Origin of the sequence: Microcystis sp. Msp_OC_L_20101000_S702 (assembly GCF_007095705.1) — a bacterium.
GTDB lineage: Bacteria > Cyanobacteriota > Cyanobacteriia > Cyanobacteriales > Microcystaceae > Microcystis > Microcystis ichthyoblabe_A.
In genome coordinates this window covers 1-11,907 of the sequence record NZ_SFBO01000072.1, presented here as the reverse complement: position 1 = coordinate 11,907, position 11,907 = coordinate 1, and the positions used below count along the sequence as shown (strand labels likewise).

The following is an 11,907-nucleotide window of genomic DNA, read 5'->3' as shown; positions in this document are numbered from 1 at the left end:
TCCATTTTTTTGCTTACCTCCACCTTAATTCCTTCTTTCAAAACTATACCTATCAATCGTTTCCCCTTTTTTTAAGTTTCTTCTCTTTTTGTTAAGAAAGATCTGACTAATGGATAGCAAGGGGGGCAGGGGGGATCGAACCTAAAATCCATTTTTAATTTAATTATAACCAGCTACTTATGTACAAGGTAAGGGGTTTAGTGGCTTGTTTCACAAAACAGATACAAGATTTTAAAGCTAGTGTCTCAAAAACCTTGCATCTTGATCAGCGATCGCCCCTACTTTTTCACCAAACTCTAATTATTTTTTACTATTTGAGTATCGGGGTGATTTTCCCTTAATTCCAAAATGTAATAAGACAGTTGAATAAAAATACTATAGTGATAATTCATGGGTTGTCTCCTTGATTTAATTTGGCTAGTTCCTGAAGTGCATTTCTTCCGTCTTTTTCTTGGTAGTGATCGGCATCACTACTATTTTTGCCTAACAGGATCAAGCTATATTATAAACGGGGATGAATTCAGTGGTTATGACCGCTATTACCTAATCTCCATAGTGTGTTTTGGTACGAATAATCAGAATAGTTTTATCGTCTTCATAAATTTCATAAAGCAGACGATCTTTTCGATTTAGGCGATAGGAATACAAGCCTTCTAAATCGCCTTTTAAGGATTTGCCAATATAGGGATTAATTGCAATTATGTTAGTTAAAATTTCTTGAAGTTTGACTTTCTGTTTTTGGGTGAGTTCGTCGGTATCTTTTCGCGCTTGTTTAGAAAAGACAATTGTGTAGGTTGTCATCCAAATACTTGTTCCATTGTGAGGGTTTCTCCTGCGGCATATTCTCGTCGTGCTGATGCAATATGTTGTAATAGTTTGGGATCTTGCATGAGTTCGGAGGTTTCAGCTAAGGATTCCCATTCTTCTTGAGTAATGAGAATATAACTGCGATTTTCACGAACGATCACTACTCCATCGGGTTCTTTTTCAGTGCGATCGCAGAGTTCTTCTAGGTTGGCTTTGGCGTAATCAACGGTAACTTGATACATAAATCGCTTACGGTTTGTGGGGATTAGTCTTATAATAAAGCAAAAATTGCTTCTTGGCTGACGTTTTCATTATTTATTTTGGGCTTTTTGGTTCTGATCGAGAAGAAGGCGATATGACAACTTTAGTAATGATCTAAGCCGTAACTTGCATAATCTCTTTAGCGGGAACAGCTAACACTAATTGATTAGGATAAACAATTTCTACGCCAATTGTCTCCATAAATGCTTCTTTTTCTGCTTGAGTGGCTGAGACAAAATTTCCTTGTTCATCATATTTAACCCAATTCCCAAATAATTCTACTAGATAAGCCTCCCTATTTTTCAGAACTTCTACAATTGCTCCAACTGTACCGATAGGCGCAATTCCGCCATCGGTTAAGGGAATATCTTCCGTTAGTTGAATATCATCAAATAATTTAAACTTACTCATTTTTATTACTCTAAACTTTTATTGATTGAAACTAGAAGGTACTGCTGTGACAAATCTCACCACATCTTCTCCTGTCAGGATAATCCAAACAGTACGAATTTGATGTAATTTACCGGAATATCCCCTGATTTTAACATAAGCACGATAGCGATCGCCATACTCTGTTGTATCTTGTTTTTGTAATATTTCGAGAGATACTGTCTCTAGTATAGCTTCTCGAATCGCTTCAGGATTATCAAATCCCATAACTTCACGCCAAAACTTACGTTTATCTCCACCAACGCCTGCTTTAGTGGTGTGGTTGAGCAGATAGTTAGCCTTAGATAAGGGAAATTCAAATTGAGTCGCTGAAATCATTTATGTCTAAACCAAGAAACCCTCGAAGCAATATTTTCCTGAGATGACGATTATAGCGTGTCATTGCGAGGGGGATATACTTGTATCGCATAAAATCATAATTCTCAGCCTTGCTTGCGATATTTTTCTAGTAGGTGTTTTTGATAAGTTGTCGGTTCTGACTGAGAAAAGGGCGATAGTTGTTTCAATTCTTTAACCCAATTTTCCCAAGCATTATTCATGGTTTGAGTTTCATTTTCTTTAAGTAGTTGCTGTTTGCTGTTCAGGTTTTTTATCCTTCCTTAAAAAGGGGGCTAATTTTGTCTTAGGTTACGCAACATTTCCACCATTTCGGGGGGAAAGCGTTGGCTTAATTCCTCATCAGGAAGTTGAGAAAGCATCAGATTATAATTATTTTTTACTGTTTGAGTGTTGGGGTGATTTTCTCCTAATTTTTCCGAACAAATAGCAATCGCTCTTTGATAGAGAGATTCTGCTTCTGTGTATTTCCCTTGAGACTGATAAAGATCCGCCAGATTGTTGAGACTGTTGGCCACATGAGGATGCTCTGCTCCTAATTGCTTTTCCCGAATCGCCAGTGCTCGCAAATAGAGGGGTTCTGCTTCTGCGTATTTCCCTTGAGCGCGATAAAGATCCGCCAGATTGTTGAGACTGTTGGCCACATCAGGATGCTCTTCTCCTAATTGCTTTTCCCAAATTGCCAGCGAGCGCAAAAAGAGAGGTTCTGCTTCTGCGTATTTCCCTTGATCATAATAAAGACCAGCCAGATTGTTGAAACTGTTGGCCACATCAGGATGCTCTTCTCCTAATTGCTTTTCTGTAATCGCCAGCGCTCGCAAAAAGAGAGGTTCTGCTTCTGCGTATTTCCCTTGAGAATCATAAAGTAACGCCAAATTGTTGAGACTGGTCGCCATATCAGGATGGTCGGAGCCTAATTGCTTTTCCGTAATCTCCAGCGAGTGCAAAAAGAGAGGTTCTGCTTCTGCGTATTTCCCTTGAGCGCAATAAAGACTCGCCAGATTGTTGAGACTGGTCGCCACATAAGGATGCTCTTTTCCTAATAGCTTTTCCCGAATCGCCAGCGAGCGTAAAAAGAGAGGTTCTGCTTCTGTGTATCTCCCTTGATCTTGATAAAGACTCGCCAGATTGTTGAGATTAGAAGCAACACTAGGATTATTGCAACCAAATAACTCTTCATGGATTTTTAATCCTTGTAAAAATAGAGATTCTGCTTGAGCAAAATCGCCTTGATATTGATAAGAAATACCTAAATTGCTCGAAGCATTTGCTTCTGATGTTTTATCACCAATTTGCTGGGCAATTTCTAATTGTTTTTGAAAATATTCAATTGCTTGCTGATATTTTCCTAAGGATTGATAAGTAATCCCCAGATTTCCGAAAGCATTTGCTAGGGCAAGAATATCGCCGATCTCCTGAGCAATTGCTAATTGTTCTTGAAGATGTGAAATTGCTTCTTGATACTGCCCTAAAGACTGATAAGCCGCTCCCAAATTACCTAAAGTATTCGCCAGCGAATACCGATCATTAGTTTCTCTAATAATTACTAATTGTTGCTGAAGATATTGTACTGCTTCTCTATATTGACCCCAAGATTGATAAATCATTGCTAACCGGCCAAGAGCAAAAACCTCAGATTGTTTATCACCAATATCCTGAGCTTTTTTTAAGAGCTTTTGATAGATTTTAGGATTATGTTTTTTGGGCGTAATCTGATCAAAGTTCTCAAGATTTAACTCTGTTTCATAATTACTAGCCTGAGCCGAATTAGTTTGATTTTTATAAATCTGAATCATCATTAGCCTCCAATAAATTTAAAAATTGCTCAAATTCTGATTCTGCGGATTGAATTGCCTGAATCCATTCTGATAATTCTTTAACTGTTATATTAACTTTGCCCTCCTGTTGACGAGCATTTCCCTTAAGTTTGTAGAAAATTGCTTTCAATTTACATAGACTTTCAATGCCGTAATCAAGATTAGAAAGAGAAGTCGAAATAGACTTGGAACTCTCACTGGTTGTATCTAAGTTAGCAGGGTTTTGTTTAACCTGCTCCCCTACAGGCGGCTGTGGTCAGGTGAAGTTAAAAGTCGGATTATGAATCGTTCCTTGATTAACAATTCCAACATTTTTCATCATATTAATAACGTAAGGATTAGATTGATTTTCCTTAACCACTTGTTTTGCAACTTTTTGTATTTCTGGATCTTCCAGTAAAGTCGCCATTACCTCAATCGTTTCAGGTAACAAAGCAGGATCTTGGTTAGCGGATTGCAACTTTTTTAAAGTATCAGGAGACTTGACTGCGATTAAATTTATCAGTTTTTCAAGGGAACCATCTAAGACAAGCTCCCCCACACGAGCCAACGCTCCCCCTAAAATAATCGTGACTCCTGTAGCCAATAGCGTTAAAGGTTCCATGATACAACTCCTTGCTAGTAAATGGCACTTAATTAATTGTTAGATAGTGTAACAGGCTTCTGGTTCTTGTGTTTTATCTTTAATAAGATTATAGCCTGTGAAATAACAAAATGCCTACCCCGTGGAACAGGCTTCTAGTTCTTGTACCTGATCTTTGATAAGATTAACGTATAACCTTTAATTCTAGTTTGCTTGAGTTTGTCGTTCATGGCTTAGGGAAAATAACGGTACATTTCTTTACGGTGCAAAACTCGTACAAAGGCAATGATATTATCCTCAATATAAATACCTACGCGGTAATCTCCTATTCTTAGCCGATAGTAACTCGGTTTGCTTTCAATAGCTTTGATATTTCTTAATTCAGCTAGACTATTGGCCGCTTCTACCTCCGCAATGACAGATTCAATTCGTTGTCGTAGCTTACGATCCTTAGATAGCGCCTAAATCTCGAAAAAAAAGGCGACGAAATTCAACTTGCATGATTTACTCTGCTAATAACGAAAAAATTTCTTCTCGACTGACATTTTCATCGTCAAGACCTTCCTCTATTGCCTTGGCTAGAGCAATATCCTCTATTACTTCATAAATTACATCTGTTAAAGTTTCCCGTTCTTGCAATAATAATTCATGCAAAATCTCTTTAACAATAGGCTTGAGTGCTTGAGCTTGATTTTCTAACATTTTTGTCTCCTAATCAATGTTTTGGTTAATTTTAATAGTCGCTTTTCCTGTAACCCTTACCCCTTTTGTGACAATTTGTTCTGTTTTAGTCGTTGTTTTTCCTTTCACTATTTGATCAATTTCAGCATCTAGTTCTCCCGCTTCAAAGTCATCTAAACCAACTTGGCTGATTTCCCCTGCTTGAATTTCCTGTCCTAAAATTCGTAACTCCTCAGCAAAAAGAGGATCTTCAGCCAAAATTATATCCAACTTTTTGGTAATAGTTTCAATGTCCGTACTGTCTCCACTTTCCAATTTAGCCAATGCTTGATTGACCTTGACCGATTTTCCTTTCTCCACAATACAGGAATTTTCGCCACAGCCTCCGCCGTAAAGTGTTTGGCTAAATCTCCTGTACCTGATTTAACGAACTCTTGGATTGCCAGAGTTACCAGTACACTCGCGGTTAAAGGGTCAGTCATCTTTAACTCCTTCAGGGTTTGGGTTGAGAGATTCTCTGTTCAGCGTAAGCCTTACGCCTCTAACGGTTTAGGGGATTACTCTCATAATAAAGCAAAAATTACTTATTGGCTGACGTTTTCATCATTTATTTCGGGGTTGTCGGTTCTGACTGAAATGTAATAGAGGATATTTGAGCTATGGGGAAATAGCCTGGGGACGTGAGAGAGATTTGCCCAGTGCAGTGTAGTCTTCGATAAGGAGATATAGAACTTCAAGGGCATTTTGTAGAGCTGCATTGTAGGTTTCACCATCGGTATGAGTATAGGGTCCAAACTCAGGTAAATGGGCGATAAATTTTTGGTCTTCATCTGACCATTGAATGGTGATGCTGTAGTGATGGGTCATGGGGTGTTTTCCTCGTCTAGATTTTGTAGTTCTTGCAGGGCGTTTTTGACTAATTCTATTATGGCATCCGATAGTAACTGGAATTGTTGCTATACTGGTGGCTCTTGACAAAAGATCATGTTAATTATTTTTCTGATGAGGATTATTAGTCACCTTTTCATGTACTATGGATCTATGGCAATATTTTTGAAGGATCACGATCGATGCAATCCCTAAGGCTTAGAGTTAAAACTGCTTGGAGAAGCAAAAAAGCAAGGACGATTATATCGTTCCTATTGCTTTTTATCTTGATGCCAATTTTTCTTTATGCTTGTTTTAGTGATCTTCCCAACCAATCATCGGAGCAACGGCAAGGAACCCTTTTGGTTTGGTATCCAGAAGAGGGCAATTTAACTAAACTAGTAGGTCTCGGTTTCCAAGAGTTTGAAAAATTAAATCCGCAGGTGACAATTCTTGAACAAGCTATTCCTATCGATGAGATACCCGAACGTTTTTTTAAACAATCTCAAAGTGGATTGGGTGCGAGTGTTATTCTAATTTTTTCGAGAAATATACCCAGATTAGTATCTGAAGGAGTACTGGGGGAAATTGACCGAAAAAATCTAGATTTATCTATCTATAATCCCCCAACCCTGAAACAAGTTAGCTATCAAGGAAAAATCTATGGCATTCCCTTAGGTTCTCGTACTCGTGTACTGTGTTACAATCAAAAAAAATTACAAGTTAGTACCGATCCGCTGCTGAAGCAACCTCCCACCAGTTTAGAGGGATTAGTAGAACGTGCGCGCAAAGGTTATTCTGTGGGGATAGTTTCCTCTTTTGAAGATACTTTTTGGGGAATGGCAATTTTTGGCAGCTATTTGTGGGACGATCAGGGTAGGCTGCAACCTCGCTTGGATGGTTGGGCAAAATGGCTAGAATGGCTAAAATTTGCCTCGTCACAGCCTAATTTTATCCTCAATCGTCAACGGGAATTGCTTCATGAGGCCTTTGCTAGAGGCCGCTTAACCTATTATGTGTGTAATTCTATTGAAATTGCCGATTTAAAAAACAGCCTCCAAGATGATCTCAGAGTCGCTTTACTTCCCCAAGACACTCAAGGTAAAGCAGCGCCAATTCTCTATACACGGGTGATGGTATTTAATCGTAATAATAGTGATAATGAAAATAGGTTGGGATTAGCTTTAGGAAAATTTCTCACTAATCCCGAACAACAATTGCAAGCAATTATCCAAACAGAAAGTTTTATTCCCACTAATCGACGGGTGCAGATCGAAGGAAATTTACTACCGATCGAATCAGTATTATTACAACAATCTCACAATGCCGTGGCAGTTCCTCTGGATGATTGGGAAAAGTTGAATAAAATTTTAGAAGAGGGAGAATTTTGGTATGAAAGAGCGATCGCTGGTGAAATATCTTCCTCAACAGCAGCCCACCAACTGACACTTTATATTCAATCAGGTCTTGATCAGGAAGTCAAGAAAATGAATTAATTATGAACAACAATATCCCCTCTCTTTCGGAAATAATTGCTAACCAATTATTATTTTTAGGACGCAGAAATGTTCAAAATCAATTAATGATTATTTTTCTCTGTTTAATTCTTGCTTGGTTATTGTCAAAATGGTTATGGTCTTACTTAGAAAAAAGATTTCCTCACGTCACCACTTTTATCCATAGTGATAAAAAATTAACCATCCGTCAATATTTTGCTATTCTGATAGAGTTTCTTAATTTTCCAGTTATTAGTATAATTTTACTGAATTTAAATTATCTAATTTTTTTCAGTCAAAATTGGACAATAGGAATGATTAGTTTATCTATAAAACTCCTGTGGTTTTATTTAGTTTATCGTGGTTTATTAGCTGGACTATACGCCAAGTTTTCCGTCAATAAAATTAAATATTATCATTTCCGGCTTTTAGCACCTTTATTGGTGTTATTTCTCCTGAGAATCATGATTGGTTTCTACAATAATATTCAGGAAATCGCCAAAGTATCTCCTTTCAATTTATTCAATAGTCCGATCACATTGGGAAGCATATTTATTTTGATAATAGCTCCCTATTTTCTGGTAATTGTTGTTGATCTTATAGAGACTATAATTTTGAGTATTGCTCATTTAAATCAGCAAGCTAGTCGCGGTGAAATTGAAGCAACTTTACTGTTAGGACGTTATTTTTTCATCGTCTTAGGTTTTATTCTCATCTTGGGTTATGTGGGAGTTAATGCAACAGCAATAGCGGCAATTACTGGTGGTTTATCGGTGGGTATTGGTTTCGGTATGCAGCAAGTGGTAAGTAATTTTATTAGCGGTATTTTACTATTATTTGAAAAAGTTCTCAAACCCGGTGATATAATTAATATTGAAGGACAGACTTCTCAGGTAAAAAAGTTAGGTATTCGAGCCACAACAGTGCAAATCCTTACAGACAATTCCGAAAAAATTATTCCCAATCAAAAGTTTTTTACTGAGGATGTCACCACCTATACGGGTAGTGATAACTTGATTTATTGTTCAATTGTTATCGGAGTTGGTTATAATTCCAACGCACCACAGGTGATGAATTTATTGCTAGACATTGCTGATCAACATCCTAACATACTTAAAAACCCGCAACCAGTAGCCTTTTTTATTAATTTTGGTGATTCTAGGTTAAACTTTGAATTAAAGTTCTGGTTGGATGATGTTAACAGGAAAAAGCGAGTAATTAGTGATGTTAATTGTGTTATTCTTGATAGGTTTACTCAACAGGATATCGAGATTCCCTTTCCGCAGCAAGATATTCATATTCGCAATAATTAGCAATTTAAGTAGTCGTGCAAAATTAATTTATTGGTTAAAAAGCTTTATCAAAATGTCTAGTTAATTTTGCTTAGGTACTTATCTTGGTCAAAAACCTTATCTGATTATTTTCATCTCCAAATATATCACTTTCACTTATTGAATTTATGTATTTATCGTTTTTTTGTTAATAACCAGTGTCTTGACAAAAAAACAATTTTAATATAAAATCCACACTAGGTAATATGTTCAGGAAATAGCTCGTAATTTAGAATCGAAATCGCTCAGATTAATCTATCGAGGTTTTGCTCATGCTTTTTGGTTATACTTTGCTTGGCACTTTATCGATTTTTGTTGAACTTAGACATCAATCGCCGTGCGACTTTTTTCCTTTAATTGCTGTCATCTACCCTAACTAAAAATTCCATGATTATCACCAGTTTACAAAATCGTTTTCCCAGAAATAATCCCACCCGTCGGCTGCGAGCTTTTCTACTAGGCCTTTTCGCCGCCACTATGACCGCCTTACCCCTAAAAGCCGCCGAAGAAGTTGAATTTGTCTATACTCCCCTCGTCTTTTCTGTATCGGTAGCATCCCTAGAAACCTTTGCTAAAGAAGGCAAAATTGATGCTAATTTAAAACAATTTCTAGCCAGAGTAACTCCCGAAGCAAGAGAGCAGTTTCGTGAAGCTTTATTAACAAAAATTGACATTAATCCTGTTTTACTATCTCGTTTTTTTAATAGTGTGATGGGTGCTGATATGCTCTCTCGTTTGGGCAAAGGCATCACCATTGAAGGGGGAATTAATGGTAAATATGCCCTGCGGGGTGCGATTGTTAGTGCCGCTTTTGAGCCGGGGGGATTAACCCTTTTAAATGTGCTGAAAAAATTCCCCAATAATATCCAGTTACAGGGGGAAGAAATCCTCGGATTAGCTAAAACCATCGATTATGCAGTTTATGTGGCGGAAATATTTATTAAAGATATGCGCCTCTGGACAGCCGAGGAAGCCGCTGCCGTTAAACCACCGATTAATTATACCAGTTTACCCGATCTGCGTCAGCGCGGTAGCTTTCAGGTAAAAAAAGAAGTTTGGAACCTAACCGATAGCAGTCGCAATCGCAGTTTATATGTCAATGTTTATATCCCGCAAACTTTCCGAGAAGGTAAAACACCTGTAATTATTTTTTCCCACGGATTAGCCTCGCGACCAGAAGATTATGCTCAAGCAATTGAACATCTAGCTTCCTACGGATTTTTAGTAGCGGCACCGCAACACCCCGGCAGTGATACCCAATACCTACAAGGAATGTTAGGGGGGTATTATCGCAATATTTTTGATGGCAATGAGTTTATTAATCGACCCAAAGATATTAGCTTTGTCATCGATGAATTAGCAAGACGTAATCCTAGTCAATTTCAAGGTCAACTTGACCTCACTAATGTGGGAGTAGCGGGTCATTCCTTTGGAGGTTATACATCTCTAGCTGTTGCTGGCGCACAAATTGATTTTGATAATCTCGCCCAAGATTGTAATCTTCCTTACTCCGGTATTAATATCGCCATTGTACTGGAATGTCGCGCCCTGGAATTACCTAGACAGGTCTATAATTTTCGTGATGAACGAGTCGCGGCTGTCTTTGCAGCTAATCCCGTTAACCGCAGTATTTTTGGAGAAAAAGGTTTAAGTAAAATCTCGATTCCTGTCCTCTTGGGTTCCGGAAGTTATGACCCAGCAGCTAATCCGATTTTTGAACAGGCCATTCCTTTTACTTGGTTAAAAACGCCAGATAAATATCTGGCCATGGTGGAGGGACAAGCTCATGTAAATTTTACGGAATTGGATGCAGGAATGCAAAAAACCCTAGAGTCTGTGGTCGATATCACTTTACCCAATCAAAATTTAATCGAGGATTATGCGGGGGCTTTATTGGTCTCTTTTTTTGAAGTTTATATTGCTAATAATGACAAGTTTCGTCCTTTTCTTCTGTCTAGTTACGCAGAATATCTCAGTCAGGGACAAAAGTTTAAATTAGACTTTATTACTGCCGCTTCTGACGAGAAATTATCTCAATTGATTGAGAAATTGCGAGTACATAGGCAATAGGCACTCTTGCAATAGTAAAACGGAGGGTGCGTTTTTTGGATGCTACTCGTCTTTTATCTTTTGTAGCAGCTTTTTTTGCTTAATCCCATAGGTAGCAACTTAGGTTATCTAAAAGAACACCTATTCGATTACCCTGCCCATCGGTGATACACCTTTCCTTTAATTTCATTTGAGAACAACTGCCTTAGTTAATTTTCGTTCTAATTATAACTCAGGTGTTAACGCCTAACCATGTTGATCTATCCTTCTGGAAAAAAACCTTCAAGCTTTGGGAACTCTCACTCGTTCTAATTTCCTCGAAACTATTCCCAACTTAGCGCCTTTAATCCTTCATTTTGGGGGGGAGGTCGCTTTAAGAGAAGTGTATCAGGGAATTAGGGATGTTAGTCAGTGGTGGCGGTGATTCTTGTTCTATGAATTAGCCTCCACCTTACCCAATTGAATCAGCAGTCTGCTCCCCAGTGCCTTCAGCAAGCGCAGAAATCCAATAAAATCTGACAGGGGGACAAGCTGGCTGAACTCCTTACAGCATAAGCTTTTTGGGGTGTTCGAGCGAAAAAGTTCGATGCAGATCACTCCCCATTGTTGATAAAGATTTCTAATAAGCTCGCCCAAATCCCTGATTCTCTCGTTAGCTTTTTGGCTGAAAGGGATGTATCTATTTGTAACTGAGGAGCCTAAAAACCTTTGTGGACAACGCTTTGAGATGTCTTGTCCCCCTGTCAGCAATAAAATAGTAAATAGGTGACATCAGGAAAAAATTATCTATGGCAACTACATCCGAAGACGTATGGCAAATCTTAGCCGAATTAGCCACTGCTCAAGCCGAATTAACTGCTGCTCAAAAAGAAACTGACAAACAACTAAAGGAGACTGACCTAATATTGAAGGAAGTTAGTCAACAACAGAAGGAAAACGCCCAACAACAGAAGAAAACTGACCGACAACTCAAAGAATTAGGACAGCAAATTGGGGGACTCGGTGCCAAATTCGGCAGCTTTACCGAAGGACTTGCCCTTCCCTCAATGGAAACGATTCTCAGACAACGGTTCGGCATGAAAGTTGTTAGTCCCAGTGTCCGAGCAAGCGAAGATGGAAAACACCTAGAAATTGATGTTCTTGCCTATACTAATGGTGAGCTAAATACTGCCTATATCGTCGAGGTTAAAAGTCATGCTAGAGAGGAATCTATTACACAATTAAAAAGT

The 11,907-nt window shown here is 38.2% G+C and carries 15 protein-coding genes; 4 read left to right on the top strand and 11 right to left on the bottom strand.

Going from position 1 to position 11,907, the window contains the following annotated elements; translation table 11 throughout:
- Window positions 1-543: 543 nt before the first annotated feature.
- From EWV60_RS08025 to EWV60_RS07975, 11 genes are all read right to left on the bottom strand, one after another.
- Entirely contained in the window at window positions 544-801 is a 258-nt protein-coding gene (locus tag EWV60_RS08025; RefSeq protein ID WP_002745103.1) for a type II toxin-antitoxin system mRNA interferase toxin, RelE/StbE family, read from the bottom strand.
- Window positions 798-1,049, bottom strand: a complete 252-nt coding sequence (locus tag EWV60_RS08020; protein ID WP_002763538.1) for a type II toxin-antitoxin system Phd/YefM family antitoxin — start codon at window positions 1,047-1,049, stop codon at window positions 798-800. The genes EWV60_RS08025 and EWV60_RS08020 overlap by 4 nt, the downstream gene beginning before the upstream one ends.
- Window positions 1,050-1,182: 133 nt before the next feature.
- Window positions 1,183-1,479 (bottom strand): DUF4926 domain-containing protein, encoded by a 297-nt coding sequence (locus EWV60_RS08015; protein ID WP_002751949.1) that lies wholly within the window; start codon window positions 1,477-1,479, stop codon window positions 1,183-1,185.
- A gap of 18 nt (window positions 1,480-1,497) precedes the next feature.
- The gene (locus EWV60_RS08010) at window positions 1,498-1,836 is read right to left on the bottom strand and encodes a DUF6883 domain-containing protein (protein WP_002763535.1); all 339 of its coding nucleotides are present in this window, start codon (window positions 1,834-1,836) and stop codon (window positions 1,498-1,500) included.
- A gap of 293 nt (window positions 1,837-2,129) precedes the next feature.
- Window positions 2,130-3,653, bottom strand: coding sequence for a tetratricopeptide repeat protein (locus tag EWV60_RS08005; protein ID WP_502705818.1), 1,524 nt, complete (start codon window positions 3,651-3,653; stop codon window positions 2,130-2,132).
- Window positions 3,634-3,801, bottom strand: coding sequence for a hypothetical protein (locus EWV60_RS08000; protein ID WP_287231781.1), 168 nt, complete (start codon window positions 3,799-3,801; stop codon window positions 3,634-3,636). Before EWV60_RS08000 ends, EWV60_RS08005 begins: the two co-directional genes overlap by 20 nt.
- Window positions 3,802-3,927: 126 nt before the next feature.
- Window positions 3,928-4,275 (bottom strand): hypothetical protein, encoded by a 348-nt coding sequence (locus EWV60_RS07995; protein WP_287231779.1) that lies wholly within the window; start codon window positions 4,273-4,275, stop codon window positions 3,928-3,930.
- Window positions 4,276-4,487: 212 nt separating this feature from the next.
- Window positions 4,488-4,670, bottom strand: a complete 183-nt coding sequence (locus tag EWV60_RS07990; protein WP_261779536.1) for a type II toxin-antitoxin system RelE family toxin — start codon at window positions 4,668-4,670, stop codon at window positions 4,488-4,490.
- An 88-nt stretch (window positions 4,671-4,758) separates the two neighbouring features.
- The gene (locus EWV60_RS07985) at window positions 4,759-4,956 is read right to left on the bottom strand and encodes a hypothetical protein (protein WP_002763529.1); all 198 of its coding nucleotides are present in this window, start codon (window positions 4,954-4,956) and stop codon (window positions 4,759-4,761) included.
- 9 nt (window positions 4,957-4,965) lie between these two features.
- Window positions 4,966-5,259, bottom strand: a complete 294-nt coding sequence (locus tag EWV60_RS07980) for a hypothetical protein (RefSeq protein ID WP_287231776.1) — start codon at window positions 5,257-5,259, stop codon at window positions 4,966-4,968.
- A gap of 333 nt (window positions 5,260-5,592) precedes the next feature.
- Window positions 5,593-5,802: a type II toxin-antitoxin system HicB family antitoxin gene (locus tag EWV60_RS07975; protein ID WP_287231775.1), complete on the bottom strand. Its 210-nt coding sequence runs from the start codon at window positions 5,800-5,802 to the stop codon at window positions 5,593-5,595.
- Between the two features lie 203 nt (window positions 5,803-6,005).
- On the opposite strand from EWV60_RS07975, the gene EWV60_RS07970 reads away from it, so the two are divergent.
- The 4 genes from EWV60_RS07970 to EWV60_RS07955 all read left to right on the top strand — a co-directional run.
- Window positions 6,006-7,298: a sugar ABC transporter substrate-binding protein gene (locus tag EWV60_RS07970; protein WP_002751952.1), complete on the top strand. Its 1,293-nt coding sequence runs from the start codon at window positions 6,006-6,008 to the stop codon at window positions 7,296-7,298.
- A 2-nt stretch (window positions 7,299-7,300) separates the two neighbouring features.
- Window positions 7,301-8,611, top strand: a complete 1,311-nt coding sequence (locus EWV60_RS07965) for a mechanosensitive ion channel family protein (RefSeq protein WP_287231774.1) — start codon at window positions 7,301-7,303, stop codon at window positions 8,609-8,611.
- 405 nt (window positions 8,612-9,016) lie between these two features.
- Window positions 9,017-10,699, top strand: coding sequence for an alpha/beta hydrolase (locus tag EWV60_RS07960; protein WP_002737869.1), 1,683 nt, complete (start codon window positions 9,017-9,019; stop codon window positions 10,697-10,699).
- 767 nt (window positions 10,700-11,466) lie between these two features.
- A partial coding sequence (locus EWV60_RS07955; protein WP_287231773.1) for a DUF3782 domain-containing protein occupies window positions 11,467-11,907 on the top strand: 441 nt, incomplete at its 3' end.